Source organism: Phyllobacterium sp. 22229 (assembly GCF_052056495.1).
GTDB lineage: Bacteria > Pseudomonadota > Alphaproteobacteria > Rhizobiales > Rhizobiaceae > Phyllobacterium > Phyllobacterium myrsinacearum.
Map to the genome: position 1 here is coordinate 115,129 of NZ_JBQEPA010000010.1, position 20,701 is coordinate 135,829.

At 58.9% G+C, this 20,701-nt stretch carries 17 protein-coding genes and 1 tRNA gene; 8 read left to right on the forward strand and 10 right to left on the reverse strand.

The genetic code is table 11. From position 1 onward, the window contains the following. Positions 1–4: 4 nt before the first annotated feature. From ACTJJ7_RS14020 to ACTJJ7_RS14045, 6 genes are all read right to left on the reverse strand, one after another. Positions 5–3,787: a vitamin B12-dependent ribonucleotide reductase gene (locus ACTJJ7_RS14020; RefSeq protein ID WP_440967565.1), complete on the reverse strand. Its 3,783-nt coding sequence runs from the start codon at positions 3,785–3,787 to the stop codon at positions 5–7. 596 nt (positions 3,788–4,383) lie between these two features. Continuing rightward, positions 4,384–4,983 (reverse strand): tetratricopeptide repeat protein, encoded by a 600-nt coding sequence (locus ACTJJ7_RS14025; protein WP_440967567.1) that lies wholly within the window; start codon positions 4,981–4,983, stop codon positions 4,384–4,386. 17 nt (positions 4,984–5,000) lie between these two features. Further along, positions 5,001–5,435, reverse strand: a complete 435-nt coding sequence (locus ACTJJ7_RS14030; RefSeq protein ID WP_105732525.1) for an NUDIX hydrolase — start codon at positions 5,433–5,435, stop codon at positions 5,001–5,003. Between the two features lie 363 nt (positions 5,436–5,798). Beyond that, positions 5,799–6,296 (reverse strand): xanthine phosphoribosyltransferase, encoded by a 498-nt coding sequence (gene gpt, locus ACTJJ7_RS14035; protein ID WP_105732526.1) that lies wholly within the window; start codon positions 6,294–6,296, stop codon positions 5,799–5,801. A 324-nt stretch (positions 6,297–6,620) separates the two neighbouring features. Continuing rightward, a complete protein-coding gene (locus tag ACTJJ7_RS14040; RefSeq protein ID WP_158531242.1) occupies positions 6,621–7,463 on the reverse strand; it encodes a universal stress protein in 843 nt (280 codons plus the stop codon). A 125-nt stretch (positions 7,464–7,588) separates the two neighbouring features. Further along, entirely contained in the window at positions 7,589–8,338 is a 750-nt protein-coding gene (locus ACTJJ7_RS14045) for a competence/damage-inducible protein A (protein WP_105732528.1), read from the reverse strand. Positions 8,339–8,512: 174 nt separating this feature from the next. Here ACTJJ7_RS14045 and wrbA point away from each other — a divergent pair, with 174 nt between their 5' ends. Next, on the forward strand, positions 8,513–9,112 hold the full coding sequence (gene wrbA, locus ACTJJ7_RS14050; protein ID WP_105733102.1) for an NAD(P)H:quinone oxidoreductase type IV: 600 nt from the start codon (positions 8,513–8,515) through the stop codon (positions 9,110–9,112). 5 nt (positions 9,113–9,117) lie between these two features. Here the strand turns inward: wrbA and map are convergent, their stop codons facing one another. The 3 genes from map to ACTJJ7_RS14065 form a co-directional block, all read right to left on the reverse strand. Beyond that, positions 9,118–9,912 (reverse strand): type I methionyl aminopeptidase, encoded by a 795-nt coding sequence (map, locus tag ACTJJ7_RS14055; RefSeq protein ID WP_440967570.1) that lies wholly within the window; start codon positions 9,910–9,912, stop codon positions 9,118–9,120. Continuing rightward, positions 9,909–10,121 carry a ParD-like family protein gene (locus tag ACTJJ7_RS14060; protein ID WP_105732530.1) on the reverse strand — a complete coding sequence of 71 codons (213 nt, stop codon included), beginning with the start codon at positions 10,119–10,121 and terminating at the stop codon, positions 9,909–9,911. Before ACTJJ7_RS14060 ends, map begins: the two co-directional genes overlap by 4 nt. Positions 10,122–10,227: 106 nt before the next feature. Further along, a tRNA-Leu gene (locus ACTJJ7_RS14065) sits at positions 10,228–10,313 on the reverse strand. A gap of 668 nt (positions 10,314–10,981) precedes the next feature. Here ACTJJ7_RS14065 and ACTJJ7_RS14070 point away from each other — a divergent pair. The 5 genes from ACTJJ7_RS14070 to ACTJJ7_RS14090 all read left to right on the forward strand — a co-directional run bounded on the left by ACTJJ7_RS14070 (position 10,982) and on the right by ACTJJ7_RS14090 (position 16,892). Next, a complete protein-coding gene (locus ACTJJ7_RS14070) occupies positions 10,982–12,478 on the forward strand; it encodes an ArnT family glycosyltransferase (RefSeq protein ID WP_440967572.1) in 1,497 nt (498 codons plus the stop codon). A 153-nt stretch (positions 12,479–12,631) separates the two neighbouring features. Continuing rightward, positions 12,632–14,446 (forward strand): adenine deaminase, encoded by a 1,815-nt coding sequence (gene ade / locus ACTJJ7_RS14075; protein WP_440967574.1) that lies wholly within the window; start codon positions 12,632–12,634, stop codon positions 14,444–14,446. Continuing rightward, the gene (ilvA, locus tag ACTJJ7_RS14080) at positions 14,443–15,702 is read left to right on the forward strand and encodes a threonine ammonia-lyase IlvA (protein ID WP_440967576.1); all 1,260 of its coding nucleotides are present in this window, start codon (positions 14,443–14,445) and stop codon (positions 15,700–15,702) included. The genes ade and ilvA overlap by 4 nt, the downstream gene beginning before the upstream one ends. Before the next feature lie 108 nt (positions 15,703–15,810). Then, complete coding sequence (locus tag ACTJJ7_RS14085) at positions 15,811–16,359, forward strand: DUF1697 domain-containing protein (protein WP_130270461.1); 549 nt, start codon at positions 15,811–15,813, stop codon at positions 16,357–16,359. Continuing rightward, entirely contained in the window at positions 16,356–16,892 is a 537-nt protein-coding gene (locus tag ACTJJ7_RS14090; protein ID WP_105732535.1) for a DUF1697 domain-containing protein, read from the forward strand. Before ACTJJ7_RS14085 ends, ACTJJ7_RS14090 begins: the two co-directional genes overlap by 4 nt. Here ACTJJ7_RS14090 and ACTJJ7_RS14095 read toward each other — a convergent pair. Continuing rightward, a complete protein-coding gene (locus tag ACTJJ7_RS14095) occupies positions 16,860–18,284 on the reverse strand; it encodes a PLP-dependent aminotransferase family protein (RefSeq protein WP_440967578.1) in 1,425 nt (474 codons plus the stop codon). The genes ACTJJ7_RS14090 and ACTJJ7_RS14095 overlap by 33 nt on opposite strands. 152 nt (positions 18,285–18,436) lie before the next feature. Between ACTJJ7_RS14095 and ACTJJ7_RS14100 the strand changes: the two genes are divergently transcribed. Both ACTJJ7_RS14100 and ACTJJ7_RS14105 read left to right on the forward strand, forming a co-directional pair. Then, positions 18,437–19,300, forward strand: a complete 864-nt coding sequence (locus ACTJJ7_RS14100; protein WP_440967580.1) for a DMT family transporter — start codon at positions 18,437–18,439, stop codon at positions 19,298–19,300. 120 nt (positions 19,301–19,420) lie between these two features. Continuing rightward, positions 19,421–20,617, forward strand: coding sequence for an HPP family protein (locus ACTJJ7_RS14105; RefSeq protein ID WP_440967645.1), 1,197 nt, complete (start codon positions 19,421–19,423; stop codon positions 20,615–20,617). Positions 20,618–20,701 lie beyond the last annotated feature (84 nt).

Consider the following 20,701-nt stretch of genomic DNA (forward strand, 5'->3'; position numbering starts at 1 on the left):
GTGTTTAGCTGCAGCCGCTTGTGGCGCCGCAGGTATCGCACTTCAGGCAGGTGCCGTTGCGCACCATGGTGAAGTTGGAGCATTCGGAGCAGCTGTCGCCGGTATAACCCTGCATCATCGACTTGATGCGGCGGTCGGACATCACCTTCTTTGCTTCGGCCTTGGCTTCTTCCGCCGCGGATTCCGCACTGGCATCGTCAAACAGGGCGGAGGCAGGGGATGTCTCTTCTTCCAGCTGGTCCTTGGCGCGTTCCTCGTAGTCACGCTTGAAGCCGGTGGCCTGATCCTGCGCCTGGGCAATAGCCGGCTTGGCCGCAACAGCAACCGCGGAGCGCGTCGCCAGTGCCGTCACGTTCGAGGCCATGGCCTTCGGTGTGCTAGCCGCGCCAAATCCCTTCGGATCGGGAGCGCCGGGGCTGACCATCTTCAGCACGGCGCCGCGGGTCAGGCCCTTGGAAACCGGCTCGGTCTTGCCCTCGGAAATACCGCGGCCGAGCGAAGTATTGGAGAAGTCGGACTGGTCGACATGGGCGAGGTCATGGCGGTCGAGATAGGAGACAGCCAGCTCGCGGAACACGTAGTCGAGGATCGACGTGGCGTTCTTGATCGCGTCATTGCCCTGAACCATGCCGGCCGGCTCGAACTTGGTGAAGGTGAATGCCTCCACATATTCTTCCAGCGGCACGCCATATTGCAGGCCGAGCGAGATGGCGATGGCGAAGTTGTTCATCATTGCGCGGAAGGCGGCGCCTTCCTTGTGCATGTCGATGAAGATTTCGCCGAGACGGCCATCATCGAACTCGCCGGTGCGCAGGTAGACCTTGTGGCCGCCGACGACGGCCTTCTGGGTGTAACCCTTGCGGCGGTTCGGCAGTTTCTCGCGGTCGTGGATATATTTTTCGACAATGCGCTCGACGATCTTTTCGGTGACCTGCACCGCACGGGCGGCAGCGGGTGCCTCGATCAGCGCCTCGATGGCGTCGTCCTCATCGTCGTCCACATCGGCGAGCAGCGAGGAATTCAGCGGCTGCGACAGTTTCGAACCATCGCGGTAGAGCGCATTGGCCTTCAGGGCCAGTTTCCATGACAGCATGTAGGCGGACTTGCAGTCATCCACGGTCGCTTCATTGGCCATGTTGATCGTCTTGGAGATCGCGCCGGAGATGAAGGGCTGGGCGGCAGCCATCATGCGGATGTGGCTGTCGACCGAGAGATAACGCTTGCCGATCTTGCCGCATGGATTGGCGCAATCGAAGACCGGATAATGCTCTTCCTTCAGGAAGGGCGCGCCTTCCAGTGTCATCGCACCGCAGATATGGATGTTGGCAGCTTCGATTTCCTTCTTGGAGAAGCCGAGTGCCGGCAGCATTTCGAAGGAGAAATCGTTGAGCTGTTCATCGGTGAAGCCAAGGACGTTCTTGGCAAAATCTTCGCCCACGGTCCACTTGTTGACCGCGAACTTGATGTCGAAGGCTGACTTCAACGCCGTGTTCAGCGTCGCAATGATCTCGTCGGTAAAGCCCTTGGCCTTCAGCGAGCCCGGATTGATGGCGGGTGCCTGATTGAGATTGCCGTGACCGACGGCGTAAGCCTCGATTTCCGCAATCTGGCTTTCCGAATAACCGAGCGTGCGCAGGGCTTCCGGAACGGCGCGGTTGATGATCTTGAAGTAACCGCCGCCGGCGAGCTTCTTGAACTTGACCAGGGCGAAATCCGGCTCGATGCCCGTGGTGTCGCAATCCATGACCAGGCCGATCGTGCCGGTCGGCGCGATAACGGTGGCCTGCGCATTGCGGTAGCCGTGCTTTTCGCCGAGTTCCAGCGCCTTGTCCCAGGCCTGGCGGGCATGGGCAATCAGGTCCTGGTCCGGGCAGTCGGATGCGATCAGGGCGACCGGATTGACGGCGAGGCCTTCATAACCCTGGGTTTCGCCATGGGCAGCGCGGCGATGGTTGCGGATGACGCGCAGCATGTTGGCGGCATTTGGTGCATAACCGTTGAAAGCACCCAGCTCCTTGGCCATTTCAGCCGAAGTTGCATAGGAAATGCCGGTCATGATGGCGGTGAGGGCACCGCCGATGGCGCGGCCTTCAGCGCTGTCATAGGGAATGCCCGAGGTCATCAGCAGGCCGCCGATATTGGCGTAGCCGAGACCGAGCGTGCGGTATTCGTAGGAGAGGCGGGCGATTTCCTTGGATGGGAACTGCGCCATCATCACGGAGATTTCGAGGACGATGGTCCACAGGCGTGCCGTGTGCTCATAGCCCGTCACGTCGAACTTGCCATCCTTGCCGCGATAGGTGAGGAGGTTGATCGATGCGAGGTTGCAGGCCGTGTCGTCAAGGAACATGTATTCCGAGCACGGGTTGGAGGCGCGGATCGGACCGGCCGCCGGGCAGGTGTGCCAATCGTTCATCGTGGTGTTGAAGTGCAGGCCCGGATCGGCGGACGCCCAGGCGGCGTAACCGATCTTTTCCCAGAGGTCGCGGGCTTTCAGGGTCTTCATGACCTTGCCGTCCTTGCGGGCGGTCAGGCTCCAGTCGCCATCATTCTCGACGGCGCGCAGGAATTCATCCTTGAGCGACACGGAATTGTTGGAATTCTGGCCGGCAACGGTGAGGTAGGCTTCGGAATCCCAGTCGGTGTCGTAGGTCTTGAAATCGATATCGGTGTAGCCCTGCTTGGCGAACTGGATAACGCGGTAAATGTAGTTTTCCGGAACCTGGTTCTTCTTGGCAGCCTTGATCTCGCGCTTCAGCGCCGGGTTTTTGGCGGGCTCATAGCAATCACCATTGTCGGCCTCGCAATTGACGCAGGCCTTCATGATGGCAGCCAGATGCTGCTTGACGATCTTGGAGCCGGTCACGAGCGCGGCAACCTTCTGCTCTTCCTTGACCTTCCAGTCGATATATTCCTCGATATCCGGGTGATCGACATCAACCACGACCATCTTGGCGGCGCGGCGGGTCGTGCCACCCGACTTGATGGCGCCGGCAGCGCGGTCACCGATCTTGAGGAAGGACATCAGGCCGGAGGAGCGTCCGCCGCCGGAAAGCTTTTCGCCTTCGCCGCGCAGGAACGAGAAGTTGGAACCGGTGCCGGAGCCGTATTTGAACAGGCGGGCCTCGCGAACCCACAGATCCATGATGCCGCCTTCATTGACCAGATCGTCAGCAACGGACTGGATGAAGCAGGCATGCGGCTGCGGATGTTCGTAGGACGATTTTGATTTCGTCAGCTTGCCGGTGTCGGGGTCGACGTAATAGTGGCCCTGGCCGGGGCCATCGATGCCGTAGGCCCAATGCAGGCCCGTGTTGAACCATTGCGGGGAATTGGGGGCGACGCGCTGGGTGGCGAGCATGTAGGCAAGCTCGTCACGGAAGGCGAGGGCATCTTTTTCCGAATCGAAATATTTGCCTTTCCAGCCCCAATAGGTCCAGGTGCCGGCAAGGCGATCGAAAACCTGGCGCGCATCCATTTCCGAGCCGTAACGTGCGTCGGCCGGCAGCGCTGCCAAGGCTTCCTCATCGGCAACCGAACGCCACAGCCATGAAGGGACGGAATTTTCCTCAACCTTCTTCAGCTTGGCCGGTACACCCGCCTTGCGGAAATATTTCTGCGCGAGAATGTCGGCTGCGACCTGACTGAACTGGGCCGGCACATCGATATTCTCCAGACGGAACACAACAGAACCGTCGGGATTCTTGATCTCGCTCGTGGCTACGCGGAACTCAATGTCCGCATAGGCTGACTGATTCTCTTTGGTAAAACGCCGTTCGATCCGCATCTGCTTCGTCCTTGTCTCTATATATAGTGTTCATCGGGCGCCATGTGAAGAGCTGCGCACCAAGAACACAAACCCGCCCTATCCGGATTCAGTCCCTGAATCCGGTGCTGTCGCCGCGACCCGTCCTCGATGCGGTTTTTCCCGCTTCAGTCCCTGGCCCGGCGGCCCTTTTTTTGACGCCTGTTTTGTGACTCGCCCCAAATGAGAATGTCACATTATCTGGTGTTGAATGTACCTGCAAACACTAAATATTGTGTTAAACACCATTTACCCAACAAATATCTCTCGGTGCATGATGGTATTCTTCCCACTGCAGACACAGGTCATCCCCGGCATGCGCCAGAAGGCGCAAGCTGTGAAAAACACTGCATAAACTGGGAAAAAGACCGGTCACATTACTCCCCGGTCACGCCACAAACGCAACGACTGCCCTATAAAAAGTGACTCGGGGTCGAGCGTCAAGAATTAGTTTTTTACATATTTGTGACCGCAACATCTTGTGTGTCACATATGTGGATAACGGGGAGAACTTTCGCCTGTTTTTCCGGTAGCTGGCTATGCATGGAAACGTGGCGCCACCCACCGGCCGACACCACCTATTGTGGGTTCTTGTCCTTCAGACGCTCATATTCAAGCGCGTCGCGCGTGGCATTTTCCGTATCGCCCTTGGCGTTGTAGGCAATGGCGCGGTTGTAATAGGCGGTGGGGTAATCGGGCTTGAGGCGGATGACGGCGGTGTAGCCGGCAATGGCGGCGTCGAGATCGCCTTTCTTTTGATAGGCATAGGCCTTGCCGTACAGGCTGTCGATGTCTTCGGGCGCCAGCTTGAGCGCGGTGTTGTAGTCATCGATCGCCTGATCGTAATCGCCCAGGTCGTGCCTGGCATAGCCGCGGCTATACCAGGCATCCTTGAAGTCCGGTTTCAGGCTGATGGCGTGGGAATAATCCGCAACGGCAAGGTCGAGCTTCTGGGCATCGAGATAGGCGTTGCCCCTGTCATAATAGGCCTTGGGGCGCAGCGCATCCGGCGCACTGTCAATCCAGCTGTTGCAGTTGCTGATTCGCTCTTCCGGCGATGAGGATGCGGTCTCGTCGATGCAGCCATGCTCGATCTTCTGCAGCTGCGCATTGTCGAGAGCAAGGGCAGGGCTGGAAAGGATGGCGATAATGGCGAGCGGAAAATGGAGACGGATCATATCGCATGTCCTGACTGTCAGCGCAGGGTGACGAGCGCCGGATCAAAACTCGCAATGAGGGCCTTTAGTTCCGGTTCTTCGACCCGGCGCGCGCATTCTTCCACGCTGACCCATTCAAGACGGCGTTCGCCGCGCTCGGGCCAGTTCTTTTCCTGATGGGAAAAATGCATGGGAAAGACATCGACGACGAAATCGCCGCATTCGCCTTCCGACATATCGTGTTTTTCATAGCGGTAGACGCCAACCGAGAAGGGGGCGATATCGCCGCGTGCTCCGGCTTCCTCATAGGCCTCGGCCTTGGCCGAGTGCGCAAAGGTTTTGCCAACCTGCGGCCAGCCCTTGGGCAGCACCCATCGCCCGGTCCCGCGACTGGTGATCAGGAGAATTTCGGTCTGCTGTTTCTTGACCCGGTAAACGAGCGCGGCAACCTGGCGGATTCTGCCGTCCGGCATTTCAATCCGTTTTTCCGTCACGATCTCGTTGGCGTAATTTAAGTTCAATGCTCCGCTCTTTTTTTGCGATTTGTTTCAATGATTGTGAACCGATTCTTGCAAATCGCAATCACTTCATAGGCGCTGTTCCTAGCTTATATGCGACTTGTGTCGATTTTTTGAACAGCAGTGCAAAAAAACAACATCGGCCCGCGGTGAGGCAATACCAGTTCGAAAGCAGGGAATCTATTCGACGGAAGAATAAGGGGCAGCCGGAATGAACGGCGCTGAGGCAGGCATGCCATGGCCTCCAGTGAGATCATGGCTCCGGTCTGCGCGGTTGGGCGGAAGCGGCTTTTGGCTTGTCCGCCGCGGCGTGGCCGGTTAGCCCCGGTGGCCCTTGGTGATGGGCTCCTGATAGGTCAGGCCCATATCCCAGGGGAAATAAATCCAGGTATCCTGCGAGACTTCCGTGACGAACGTGTCGATCAGCGGGCGGCCCTTCGGCTTGGCATAGACCGTGGCAAAATGCGCCTTGGGCATCATGGCGCGCACGACGGCAGCGGTTTTGCCGGTATCGGTCAGGTCGTCGATGACGAGAATGCCGTCGCCGCCATCTTCCAGGAGGCGCGGATCGACGTCTTTCAGCACCTTGAGTTCGCCCTGTTCTTCGTAGTCGTGATAGGAGGCGATGCACACGGTTTCAATCATGCGGATGCCGAGTTCGCGGCAGATGATCGCCGCCGGTACGAGACCGCCGCGGGTGATGGCGACCATGGCGCGCCATTCGCGCTGCATGCCGGCCACACGCCAGGCAAGGGCACGGGCATCCCGATGGAACTGGTCCCAGGAAACCGGAAAAGCTTTATCGGGAAGAGACATGGCGCACTCCATCAAGAAAACACGAAACAGGCGGAGCTAATCCGCTAGTGGAACGAATTTGACATTCGCCCCCATTTGACATCACGCGGAACCTGCGAATGTCAAATTCAAAGTTCCACTAGAAATATAAACTTACTAGTGGTCCTTTGATTCTGACATTTGCCCGAATGGGCTGTATCAAAAGGGACGCAAATGTCAGAATCGGACCACTAGGGAATGCGTCTCGCAATAGCGGGAAATGCCTGCCCATGGCAAGCTGCTTGCGCAGCCTGTCTGTTGCAAGGAGGCAGAAACATGTGATTTACGGCTTTATCCGCTCAATCCTCAGCGTGACATCAGCGTCAGGCAGGGCATGTCCGATATGAATGAGCTGGTAACGCCGCCGAATACCCATTCCTTGAGGCGCGACTGGCTATAGGCACCCATGACAACCAGATCGACTTTATCATCGGCAATCTTGCGGCGCAGGATCTTGTCCGCAGCCTCGCCGTTGGAGTCAATCGTGAACGGATTGACGTTGACGCCGTGGCGGCGCAGGGCGTCTGAAAGCGGGGTACCTGGAATATCCATGTTCGGGTCGGTGGTTTTCTTCGGATCGATCCACACGACATCCGTACGCTCTGCCTTGATCAGAAAGGGCAGGGAATCGAAAGCTGCCCGCGAAGCCTCGCGCTTGCCGTTGAAGGCAACGAGCACGCGGTGGATTTTCGCGGGAAGTTCAACCTTGTAGGGAACAAACAATACCGGACGTCCGCTTTCCATGACAAGCGGGTCGGTGACGTCATTGACGCTGTCCGGATCGTCCGGGTCCGGTTGCCCGGCCACGATGATATCGGCACGCAGGGCGCTTTGGGTAACGCCGGCCGACGGGCTGCTGCTTTCCGAGCGCACGATCCGGAACTCGTGGGAAATCTTGCCTTTGCCCATTTCCTTGTTGAACAGCGCGGAGATTGCTTCCGAGTTCTCCTTGTGCCGCTGTTCGTGCGCTTCGAACAGGGTCGTATCGGCAAAGCCGGTGGGATCGGCGTAAACGATGGGAGAGGGGATCGTGTAGAGGCCGATAATATGGGTTCGCTCACTTGACGAGGCGATCAGCTTTGCCGCGCCCATAACCCTTGGCGCCTCGCGCTCGCTGCGGATAAAAGCGATGATCGTGCGAAATGCCATGCTGGCCTCCATCGGTTGATACTCGATCTTCCTATTCAGAGCATTATACGCTCCGAACGCAAGACCGGCGCGTGTGATTTTATCGCAGGTGCGAAATGGAACGTTGGCCAGCCGTCTATGGTTCCCTAGATTTGCTTGCCCGATGCGAGTTGTTCCACCATGGCACGCACGGCCTGTTCTGCGGCGGCGAGCTTGTCCTCGTCACGGGCACGGACAACCAATTCCGTTGAAAACCTGTTGTTTTCATACTTCGGATAGGAACCGATGATCGTATCGGGATGTGCCGCCTGAATATCGCGCAGCGGTATGGCGATCGTGCCTTCGCCGAAAGGGCAGTTGACCGAACGGGAAAGCAGCTGCTTGCCGACCCTCAATGTCGGAATCACATTGTCGAGCATGGCCTGAAAAATCGATGGAACACCCGCCATCACATAGACATTGCCGATGTTGAACCCCGGAGCGGTCGAGACGGGATTGTCGATATGAACCGCGCCGCGCGGCATGCGTGCCATGCGCTGGCGGCTTTCGGTGAACTCCATGCCGCGTGCGGCATAATTGTCGCCCATCAGCTTCATGGCCTTGGCATCGTGCTCGCATGGCACGCCGAATGCCTTTGAAATGGCATCCGCGGTGATATCGTCGTGCGTAGGGCCGATGCCGCCGGAGGTGAAGACATAATCATAGGCGCCGCGCAGGGCATTCAATGCCTCGACGATGCGGTCTTCCTCATCGGGAACAATCCGCACTTCCTTCAGATCTATGCCGACCGCCGTCAGAATATCGGCGAGATGGCCGATATTCTTGTCCTTGGTCCGGCCGGACAGCAACTCGTCGCCAATGGCAAGCATGGCAGCGCTCACGACTTCATTCGTCATCTGGATTCTCCTATCGCGGTGGCGACCGTAATGGGCGCAAACAGCCGCCGCAAGCCATTTCAAATGGTGAACAGTATGTCGCAACAATGTCTGTTTTAATGAACAGCGAAAAGCGTAGGTTGAGGAAGAGCGAGGGCATTAGCCCGCCCGACGGTTGCAACAATGGAGACGATCATGGCCAAGGTATTGGTGCTTTATTATTCAAGCTGGGGACATATGGAGCAGATGGCCTATGCCGCTGCGGACGGCGCACGGGAAGCCGGCGCTGACGTCACTGTCCGGCGCGTGCCGGAACTGGTTCCGCTCGATGTGGCGAAGGCCTATCACTACAAGCTCGACCAGAAGGCGGACATCGCCACGGTGGACGAACTCGAAACCTACGACGCGATCATCGTTGGCGTATCCTCGCGCTTTGGCTCGATGTCAGCGCAGATGAAGAACTTTTTCGACCAGACCGGCGGTCTCTGGGCCAAGGGTGCACTGATCAACAAGGTCGGTTCGGTCATGGCTTCTTCGGCCACCCAGCATGGCGGTCAGGAGCTGGCGCTTGTTTCCACCCAGTGGCAGATGCAGCATCACGGCATGATCATCGTACCGCTTTCCTACGCCTATCAGGCGCAGATGGGCAATGATGTCGTGCGCGGCGGCGCGCCCTACGGCATGACCACGACAGCCGATGGCGATGGTTCGCGCCAGCCTTCGGCGCAGGAACTGGAAGGAGCAAAGTTCCAGGGCAAGCGCGTTGCCGAGATCACCATCAAGCTGCATGGCTGAGTGTATCAGCCAGCCGGCGCAAGCCGCCTGATTGGTCCTGCAGCCAATTCGTCAGGACGCAGCGTCAGCACGGACACACCGTCGGCCGTAACGGCAACGGTGTGTTCAAACTGCGCGGAAAGTGACCCGTCTCTCGTCACGACGGTCCAGCCGTCGGCTTGTGTTTTCACTGTCCGGCGGCCCTGATTGAGCATTGGCTCGACGGTGAAAACCATGCCCTCACGTAAGGTGAGGCCGGTTCCCGGCTTGCCGAAGTGCAGGATCTGCGGTTCCTCATGCATCTCGCGGCCGATGCCGTGACCGCAATATTCATGCACCACGGAATAGCCATTGCGCTTGGCATGGCGTTCGATTGCCCAGCCGATATCGCCGAGCCGCGCACCCGGGCGCACGGCGCGGATGCCCATCCACATGGCTTCGTAGGCGGTGTGGACCAGGCGCCTGGCGGCCGGATTGACGCTGCCTACGAGATAGGTCTTGCTGGAATCCGCGATATAGCCGTTCTTTTCGAGGGTGATGTCCAAATTGACGATGTCGCCATCCCGAAGCACGTCCGATCGGGAAGGGATGCCATGGCAAACCACATCGTTCACGGAAGAATTCAACACAAAACCATAGCCATACTGGCCCTTGCTCGCCGGGCGGGCCTGAAGATCGTGAACGATGAAACGCTCGGCCATGTCGTTGATCTGAAGCGTCGACAGACCGATCAGCGGGGTTCGATCCAGCAGCCCGAACACGGACGCCAGCAGCCGGCCGGATTCGGCCAGCAATGCCAGTTCCTGAGGCAGCTTCGTCATGCTTCACTCGCGGCCAGCGATTGTGCCGAAACACCGGCGGAGCTGAGTTCGCGCTCGATGATCGCGGTGAAACTGAGCGTCGGATTGGTCTCGCAGAGCATGCCGATCTTGATCCAATAGGCGGCCTGCGCGTTGATCGAGCGGCACGACACTTTGCTCGCCCGGCGCAGCTGATCGTGCAGATCGTCGTCTATGCTCACAATGCCCATGGGTATCTCCATATATGGTTCGTATATGGAGCGTATATAGTGTGGATATGAAAATGCCAAGGGCAGTGTTGAACGGCAGTATGATGAAATGTGCGGGGATGGGATATGGTGCGGACGGCGGGGGTCGAACCCGCATGACCTATGGCCGAGGGATTTTAAGTCCCTTGCGTCTACCAGTTTCGCCACGTCCGCGCGCCTATGCTTTTCAACGGTTCGCACGATTCCGTCAACTGCCGTTTGCCGGTAAAATGGGATTTTGCGCCTGGGCCGAAAATCGGGGCTCGATCACGTTCCCACGCCCATGGTCCAATGACCAAGCCCCGAAGCCGGAAGCAACCGGCACTACAGAGACGGATGAAGGACACGGAAATTTAGTTGAAATTTCAGATTAATTTTCGGCGCTATTGTCTTCATTGAAAAGCGCAAAAGGAAAGGGCGGGATACTGACCGATCCCGCCCCTTCACCCCACCCCAGGAATTGTTCTTGTTTTGGTGAGGCTTGAATATTCGTGTGAGATTTGCTGTTCAGATGCCGTCATCAATTTCGCATAAGAAGCGCACCAGATACTCAGCGCCCTGTCGTTTCGCCACTCACAGGCTTTCGACCGCAATAATTGTAGACGTTATGTCCGATCTCTCTCCCTGAACATTGCAACTACAGTTAGGGACATTAGCCACTTGCATGGACTTGAAAAGGGACGCTGCTGTCCCCTTTTGCAATATGCCAGTCGCGGCCGGCCCGAATGTGCGGCACGCGTTCCAGCGGCGGCGAGACGCAGTCTGACCATCGGATACACGTACTGGTGGATTTCCACTTCTAGTTGGACTAGAAGCGGCTTATCCAAAAGTATGAGAGATCAATGTCCGCTATTCCGCTTCAGTCTCCCTTGCGCAGTGTCAGACAACTGGCGTCGGAGAATCCGGGGCTGCTGTTTGTTCTGCTGTATTTCGCCTTTCAGGTGGTGTTCCTGACGATCATTTCCAACGGCGCCGGCGTCGATGATGCCGAACAGCTGGCCTATGTCGGTGCGCTGCAATGGGGCTATGGCGGCTCGCAGCCGCCGCTTTATACCTGGATAAACAGCGTGGCGGGGGATGTTTTCGGTATCCGCATGTCGACTGTCTTCCTGGTGAAGTTCGGCATGCTGGCAAGCCTCTTCGTCAGCGTTTATGGCGGCGCCCGGCTGCTGGGAATGCGAAAGGCGGTTGCGGCGGCCGGCATGGTCGGCGTGTTTCTCCTGCCGCAGATCGCGTGGGAATCGCAGCGGACCCTGACCCATTCCGTCGGTGCGACCACCGGCTGCGCCTGGGCGTTCCTTGCCTTTGCCTGGCACATGAAATCGCGTTCCTGGCTGTCTGCCGCCTTGCTGGGGCTGGGTATCGCAGCCGGACTTCTCGGAAAATTCAATGCGGGCTTCTTTCTGGTCGGCCTGATCCTGGCCGGGCTTTCGGTTCCCGCCTACCGGGCCGTTCTTCTGTCGTCCAAATCCATTCTGACGCTTGCAGCTTTTTTTGCAGCCGTGACGCCGACCGGCCTATGGGCGCTCTCCCACATGGACAACCTCCTGGCGCGCTCGCACAAGTTCCAGATCAATGAGGGCGGGCAGTTCATTGTCAGCCGGTTGCATGGCGAATGGAAACTGTTTCTCAATGGCATCCTCTTCTCCGGCGTCGCGCTGGTATTCTTTGCCGTGGCCTGGTGGCGCAGCCGTGCGCAGCAGATCACGCCGAAGGCAGGTTTGAGCGACGGCGAAACCTTTCTCGGCCGTGTTCTGCTGTTCGCGCTGGCCGCCGTCTTTGTCGGTGTCCTTGTCAGCGGTGCGGCCGAGGTCAAGGATCGCTGGCTGCAACCGGTGCTTTTTCTGTCACCGCTCTATCTGGCAATGCTGCTTGGCCGTTACATCGCCTCGGACCTGCCGCTGAAGCGCTTTGCCATTGTCGGTGCACTGTGCAGCCTTGCCGTCATTCCGATACTGGCGGTCAATATCCTCTACGCCTATGAGGGCGGGGCTCCGTCCATCGGCCAGCTGGACTATGGCAAGCTCTACGCGGCGACGCGGGCTGACGGACACTATGTGACTGTGGTTTCGGATGGTCCGCAATTGCCGGGGAATCTGCGCCTTTACGATCAGTCCCTGAGCCCGATCCACTGGGAAATGCCCAATGCTGCGGCCCGCATCCGGTTTCCCGCGCTGTTTGTCTGGTTCGGTGAGGCCCCGAACCCGGTGGTGCAGGGGCTGATGCAAGGCGCGGGTGTCACCAACCTGCCCACGGACATCAAGCACATCACGCTCGGCTACAAATACTATCCCGATCAGACCAAGGCCGTCAGCTACGTTGTTATTCCGGCGCGCTGAAGCGCCGGCAGATAAAGTTTGCCGCCTTGCCATCCAGCGCCACCCGGCGAGTGGCCTCAAGATTTCAGGTTTTTTTCAACGATTGCGCCGGAAACACAGTTGCAGGCGTATTTTTCGTATATGGATTATATGGATAGTGAATGAGGTGATGAGATGAGCAGACAGGCGAGAACCGGCAACAAGCCGCAGGCATGGACAGAATCGGCACCGTTGCTCGTGGATGTTGCCATGGGCCGCAGCCATGCCGATCTTGTCGTGCGCAACGGCCGCCTTGTCAGCGTCTATTCCGGCGAGATTATTGCGGGCATCGATATCGCTGTTGTTGCCGGACGGTTTGCCTTTGTCGGCCACGGGGCCGAACACTGCATCGGCCCCAAAACCAAGGTGATCGATGCGGGCGGCCGCTACCTCGTGCCGGGCCTGTGCGATGCGCATATGCATGTGGAAAGCGGGATGGTCACCGTTACCGAATTCACGCGCGCCGTCATCCCGCATGGCACGACCTCCATGTTCATCGATCCGCATGAAATCGCCAATGTGCTTGGCCTGGAGGGCGTCCGGCTGATGCATGACGAGGCGCTGGCCATGCCGATCAACGTGCATGTGCAGATGCCAAGCTGCGTTCCTTCGGCACCGGGTCTTGAAAATGCGGGTGCGGCCATCAGCCCGGCCGACGTGGCGGAAGCCATGACATGGCCGAACATTGTCGGGCTTGGCGAGGTGATGAATTTCCCCGGCGTTGCCAACAATGACGCAACCATGCGCGGCGGCATCGATGCGACCGTCAAGGCCGGCAAGACCGTGGGCGGGCATTTTGCCTCGCCGGAACTTGGCCGTGCCTTCCATGGCTATGTGGCGGGCGGGCCGGAGGACGATCACGAGGGCACGCGCATGGAAGATGCGATTGCCCGCGTACGCCAGGGCATGCGCGCCATGCTGCGGCTCGGCTCGGCGTGGTACGATGTCGCCAGTCAGATCAAGGCGGTGACGGAGCAGGGGATCGATCCGCGCAATTTCATCCTGTGCACCGATGACAGCCATTCCGGCACGCTGGTTAATGATGGCCACATGGACCGGGTGGTTCGCCACGCAATCGCACAGGGATTGAAGCCGGTGACGGCAATCCAGATGGCAACGCTCAACACCGCACAGCATTTCCGGATGGAGCGCGAGATCGGGTCGATCACCCCCGGCCGCCTTGCCGATTTTCTCATTGTTTCGGACCTCGCCAATCTGACAATCGACCGGGTCTATGGCCGCGGGGTGCTTCTGGCGGAAAAAGGCAAGCTTGCCGCCGACATTCCAGCCTATGACTATCCGGCCTTTGCCAAGAACACGATCAAGCTTGGCAAGAAACTCAATGCCAGGGATTTCGACATCAAGGCGCCCAAACCCGGCAAGCAGGTGACGGCGCGGGTGATCGGCGTCATCGAAAACCAGGCGCCGACAAAGGCGCTGGAAGCGGAACTGCCGGTGTCCGACGGCATCGTGCAGATGGACCGGCGCAATGATGTGTGCCAGATCGCTCTGGTGGAGCGGCATCGCGGCACCGGTGCCGTGGTCAACGGCTTTGTTTCCGGCTTCGGCTACACGCTGGATTGCGCCATGGCATCGACGGTTGCCCATGACAGCCACCACATGATCGTTGTCGGCACCAACAAGGATGACATGGCAAGGGCCGCCAACCGCCTTGGCGAAGTTGGCGGCGGCGTGGTGCTGTTCTCCAAGGGGCGCGAGCTGGCGCTGGTGGAAATGCCGATTGCCGGACTGATGTCGGATCAGCGGGCGGAAGCAGTTGCGGCCAAGGCGGACAAGCTGGTGAATGCCATGCGCGCCATGGGGTGCAGCCTCAACAACGCCTATATGCAGCACTCGCTGCTGGCGCTGGTGGTCATTCCCGAATTGCGTATTTCCGATGTCGGCATTATCGATGTCAGAACATTCGAGAAGGTTGACCTGTTCCTATGACTGCATTCATCAAGGCTGTGGACCGCGCGACGGAAAAAATGCGTGCGCTGTTCCCGGAAACGCCGCTGCAACTCAATCATTATCTTTCGCAGAAATATGGCGCGCAGATCTGGCTGAAACGCGAGGATCTGTCGCCGGTCCGCTCCTACAAGATTCGCGGCGCCTTCAATTTCATTGCCCACTACCTGAACGAGCATAAAGCCGAAGATGCGACCTTTGTGTGCGCATCGGCGGGCAATCATGCGCAGGGTTTTGCTTTCATCTGCCGCCATTTCGGCAAGCATGGCGTGGTCTTCATGCCGGTGACGACCCCGCAGCAGAAGATCGACAAGACCCGGACATTTGGCGGTGAGTTCATCGAAATCCGCCTCGTCGGCGATATTTTTGACCAGTGCTACGCGGCGGCGCAGGATTTTGCCGCCGACAAGAGTGCGGTCATGGTGCCGCCCTTCGATCACGCGGATATCATTACCGGGCAGGCGACTGTCGCACATGAGATCGCGGCGCAGCTTCCCGACAAGCGCAAGCCGGACCTGATCATCCTGCCGGTCGGCGGCGGCGGACTTTCTGCTGGCGTGACGCGCTATCTCACCGATCTTGGCTGGGAAACCCGGTTCCGCTTTGTCGAACCTGCGGGCGCCCCCAGCCTCAAGCGCAGTCTGGAGGCGGGAAAACGCGTCAAGCTCGATACGGTCGACAACTTTGTCGACGGGGCTGCCGTTGCCGAGATTGGCCGGGAAAACTTCAAGCTTCTCAAGGAGTTCACCGCGGATTCTGTGATGTTGATTCCGGAAAACCGCTTGAGTTCGACCATCATTGAAATGCTGAACATCGAAGGCATTGTTGTCGAGCCCGCCGGCGCGCTTGCCATCGATGCGCTCAAGGATTTCCGGAAGAGCGATCTGAAGGGCAAGCGCATCATCCTGGTCATTTCAGGCAGCAATTTCGATTTCGAGCGCTTGCCGGAACTGAAAGAACGTTCCCTGCGCTATGAGGGATTGAAGAAGTATTTCATCTTCCGGTTCCCGCAGCGTCCCGGCGCCTTGCGGTCATTCCTTGATCTGCTCGGTCCGGAGGATGATGTGGCGCGCTTTGAGTATCTGAAGAAATCCGCCCGCAATTTCGGTTCGGTGCTCATCGGCATCGAAACCAAGAACAAGGCGAACTTCGATACTCTGTTCCAGCGCTTTGATGAAGCGGGCTGGGCCTATCAGGATATTACCGAGAACGAAACCATTGCCGGGTTGATTATCTAGAATATTTCCGGCCATTGCAGTTCCTTCCATCCGATGCAAAGATTGGCGCCGGGGTCGTGGATTGGCATGGCGTGAGGGAAAAATCCCGGTGTCAGGCTAAGGGGTGGCATGGGGCGCAGAACAACCTACATCATTCTGTTTCGCGGCGTCGGCGGTGCAACATCGTTGCCGGTGCAGCCGTTGAAGGCCGCGCTTCTTGCCGACGGTTTCGAGAAGGTTGTCACTTACATCAACACCGGCAACGTCGTTCTGGTTTCGGACAGGACGCCGAAGCAGATCGTGGCAAGAGTCGCTGCTATCGCGCTGGAAAAATTTGCTTTTTCAAAGTCTATCATGATCGTCAGCAAAGCTGCCTGGAAAAAGCTCATTGCAGGCAATCCGTTTCCTGAAGGTGAAGGCGACACGCTGCATGCCTATGTTCTGGAGAAGAAGCCTGCTCCGGAGGCGGTGGAAGCCCTGGCGCGGAAAAATGCCGGACCGGAGCAGTTCGCCATCGACGGTACGGTGCTCTATTATTACCCGCCGCAGGGTGCTGCGGAATCCAAACTTTACAGCAAGATCGAGACAACGCTCAAAGTCGCCGCGACAGCACGCAACTGGAACACGGTGCTGAAACTCGCGCAACTGGCGGAACAAATCGACAGGGGAGCAGAATGACGAAATATGTGGTGCTGTTCAGGGGAATCAATGTCGGTGGCAACAAGATCGTCAAAATGGAGACCTTGCGCACCGTCCTGGCGGTGGCAGGATTTGGCGATGTCAAAACCTATGTGCAGAGCGGGAATGTCATTTTGTCGTCGGAGCAGACCGCACGCCGCGTTGCCGAAATCATCGGGGAAATCTTTCCGCGGACCTTTGGCTTTCCATCGCGTGTGACAATCCGCACCGGGGATGAATGGAACGCCATGGTCAGCAAGAACGCCTATCCGGAGGCGCTCGACAATCCGAAAAACCTGCATGCGGTGATCATGGACGATGATCCGACGGATGCGGCGCTGGTGGAGCTTGCCAGCCGCGCCAGCGAAACCGAGGAATTTACGGTTCGCAACAGAGTGCTCTATCTCTACACGCCCGATGGTTTCGGCAGGTCGAAAATGGCAGAAGCGCTCGACAAGGTGCTGAAAGTGCCGCTCACGGCGCGCAACTGGCGCACTGTTCTAACGCTCCAGGGCATGCTCGCGGCCATTTAACGTTGTCTCCAGCACGCGCAGGATGCGCGGATCTGCGCATTGAGCCACGTTGAAGCGCATATAATTGTCGGCTGAATGAGTCTGGCTGAACACATTGCCGGGCGCAAAAACGATGTTCTCCCGCAAGCCTGCCTGGGCAACCTTTCCCGCGTCGATGCCCTCCGGCAGTTTGCACCAGAGAAACATGCCGCCGCGCGGTTCAATCCATGGCATGATGCCAAGCGCTTTGAGTTTCACGCTGGTTTCACCCATGCAATGGGCGAGGCGGGCCCGCAGATGGTCCATATGCTTGCGGTAAGTGCCGTCCTTCAGCATCAGCAGAACGAGTTCCGACGACAGGCGGCCGCCGCCGAACGAGGTGGCGATGCGCAGGTCGACCAGTCCGTCGATCCAGTCCCGGCGGGCGGCGATGAAGCCGCAACGCACAGAGGCCGACAATGATTTGGAAAAACTGCCCATGTGAATGACGCGCTCCAGCCCGTCAAAGGCGGCAAGGCGCGGCGCTGGTTCATGTTCGAAATCGGCAAAAATGTCGTCTTCGACGATGGTGAGGTCGTGCTGTTCCGCCAGCTTGAGCAGGCGGTGGGCAATGACAGGCGACAGCACCGCGCCGGTCGGGTTGTGCAGGGCGGAATTGGTGATGTAGAGGCGCGGGCGATGTTCCGCCAGGGCCTCGGCAAAGCGCTCGAGGTCAGGTCCATGCGGCGTATAGGGAACGCTGATGATCTTGACCCGATGCGCCCGCAGCAGGGCGTGGAAATTGAAATAGCAGGGGTCGTCAACAATGACCGCGTCGCCCGGTCCAACGAGGGAGCGGCACAGGAGATCGATGGCCTGCGTGCCGGATTCGGTGATCATGATCTGGTCCGGGGCGGCCTCGATTCCGTGTTCGGCCATGCGCCGCGCCAGAAGCTGGCGCAGCGGTTTCAGTCCCAGCGGTGTCGCATAGTCGGTCAGCAGGGCGTCGCCGGCGCGCGCCAGTGTCCGCAGCGCGCGGCGTACGCCAGCCTCCGGCATCCACGACGCCGGCAGCCAGCCGCATCCGGGTTTTGGCATGCCGTCATCGGCATCCAGTGACAGGCGCGAAACCCACAAGGGGTCGATGGCGTGATCAAGCCGCGGGCCGATCTCCGCCAGGGACAGCGGCGGCATGTGTCCGGCAACATAGAAGCCGGAACCGCGGCGCGACTGGATCGTGCCGTCAGCCGCAAGCCGGTCATAGGCTTCGACAATGGTGGATTTCGATACCTGCATGGTTGCGGCAAAGCTGCGGATCGAGGGCAGGCGCGCGCCAGGGCCGAGCGTGCGCGCGGCAATCCGCTGGCGGATCGCCTGCATCACGCGTTCGACAAGCGTCGCGTCCCGTCCGGCAATTTCGGTTTTCTCATCCATCTGTACCGCTCGATACACCATGACAGTTTGTCACTATTGTACTGTACCGTCTCTGGAAAATCCATGGCCATGAGCCGATACCCCAGAGCAATTTTGTCTGAACGGTACCACGCCGTCTGGACAGAATGCTCCAGGCAAAACGAGGTGTACTGATGGACAAGATGACGAGCGGCTGGATCAACGGATTCGTCGGAATGGTGATTTTCAGCGGTTCGCTGCCCGCCACGCGCGTGGCTGTCGCCGATTTTGATCCGGTGTTCCTGACGGTCGCCCGTGCCACGATTGCCGCTTTGCTCGGACTGGCCATGCTGCTGGCATTTCGCGAAAAGCGCCCGGCCAAGGCGGACCTCATGTCGTTGCTGGTGGTGGCGCTCGGTGTCGTCGTCGGCTTTCCCCTGTTGACGGCATTGGCGCTGCGCCATGTCACATCGGCCCATTCCATCGTGTTCATCGGCCTTCTGCCGTTGTCGACAGCGATCTTCGGCGTGCTGCGCGGCGGCGAACGTCCGCGCCCGGTCTTCTGGGTTTTTTCCTGTCTCGGCAGTCTGTGTGTTGTCGGTTTTGCGGTTTATCAGGGGGGCACTGCCTCGCTGACCGGCGATCTCCTGATGTTTGCGGCCATCATTGTCTGCGGCCTTGGCTATGCGGAGGGTGCACGGCTGTCGCGCAGGCTCGGCGGCTGGCAGGTTATTTCCTGGGCTCTTGTCGTGTCGCTGCCCCTGATGCTGCCGCTGACACTCTACATCATGCCGCATGATTGGAGCGTGATCGGGCAGGGCGCCTGGCTTGGTCTTGCCTATGTCTCGCTGTTTTCCATGCTGATCGGCTTCATCTTCTGGTATCGCGGTCTGGCGCAGGGCGGCATCGCCGCCGTAGGGCAGCTGCAGCTGCTGCAGCCTTTCTTCGGGCTGGTTCTGGCAGCTACGCTGCTGCACGAGACCGTGGGCTGGTCGATGATCCTTGTGACGATGGCCGTCATTCTGTGTGTCGCAGGCGCAAAGCATTTCGCCAAATAGCCGGACCATTGCCGGGATCTCGGATTACTTTTCTAGATAATCTCTGTTTTCAAGAAAATCATTCTTTGCCAGCGCGGATGCGAGGCGGTATGCGCTTGGGCGCAACGTCGAGAACGCATGATGAAAGCAATCCTGTCCAATCTGCAGCGGTTTCTGCCCGCGCTGGCACCGGTCAGCACCATGGAGCGCCTGCGCGCCTGTTTCGGGGCTTTGCTGGGCGTTTTTGTCACCGGCGTCGTCAGCGAGCAGGCGCTGGGCGCGACAACCGCAGTGCCGCTGCTGATCGCGCCCATGGGCGCTTCGGCCGTTCTGCTGTTTGCCGTTCCCTCCAGTCCGCTGGCACAACCCTGGTCAATCATGGTTGGCAATACCATCGCGGCGCTGATCGGCGTCACCTGTGCACTGTGGATTCCCGATCTCGTTATCGCCTCGGCGGTTGGGGTGTCCCTGGCAATTCTGGCCATGATCGCCACCCGTTCGCTGCATCCGCCCAGCGGGGCTGTTGCCCTGACGGCCGTGCTCGGCGGTCCTGTCGTGCACAATCTCGGTTATGGCTTTGTGCTGTGGCCCGTCGGGCTCAACTCCCTTCTGCTGCTGATTGCGGCCTTGGCCTACAACAATCTCACCGGCCGCCGCTATCCGCACATCACGCCCGTACCCGCGGCGAACGTGCACAAGACGGCCGATCCACTGCCGACTCGGCGCATCGGGTTTACCCCAGCGGACCTCGATACGGTGCTGCGCCAATATGACGAAGTGCTCAATGTCAGCCCTGACGATCTCGATGCCATCCTGCACAAGACCGAGATGCAGGCCTACCGCAGGCGTTTCGGCGAGGTGCGCTGCGCGCAGATCATGTCCACCGACCTTGCCACGGTGAAAGCCGACACGCCGCTGCATCTCGCCTGGGCGCTGCTGGTCAAGCATCGCATCAAGGCATTGCCTGTCGTGAATGCCCACCGCAACATCATCGGCATCGTCACCCAGACCGATTTCATGGAAAATGCCAACTGGGATCGGGATGGCGATCTGCATATCGGTCTGGCGCGCCGCCTGCGCCGCGCCGTCAAGCTGGATCGTCTGAAGCATCGCACCGTTGCCGATATCATGACCAGCGAAGTGCAGTTCGTCCGTCCGCAAACGCTGGTGACGGACCTCGTGCCGGCCATGGCGGACAGGGGACTGCATCATTTGCCCGTCGCCGACGACAATGACAGGCTTGTCGGCATGGTCACCCAGTCCGATCTGATTGCGGCGCTTTATAGCGGTAGTCTGACCGCCGGGCGACCGGATGAACCGCTGACTTTGGCCGGATGAATCGTTTCATCGAAAGTGCTATTTTGCGGCGCACAATAAAATCGTTTGCTTTTTTGCCCAAGAGAGCCCATATGCCACTCAGGC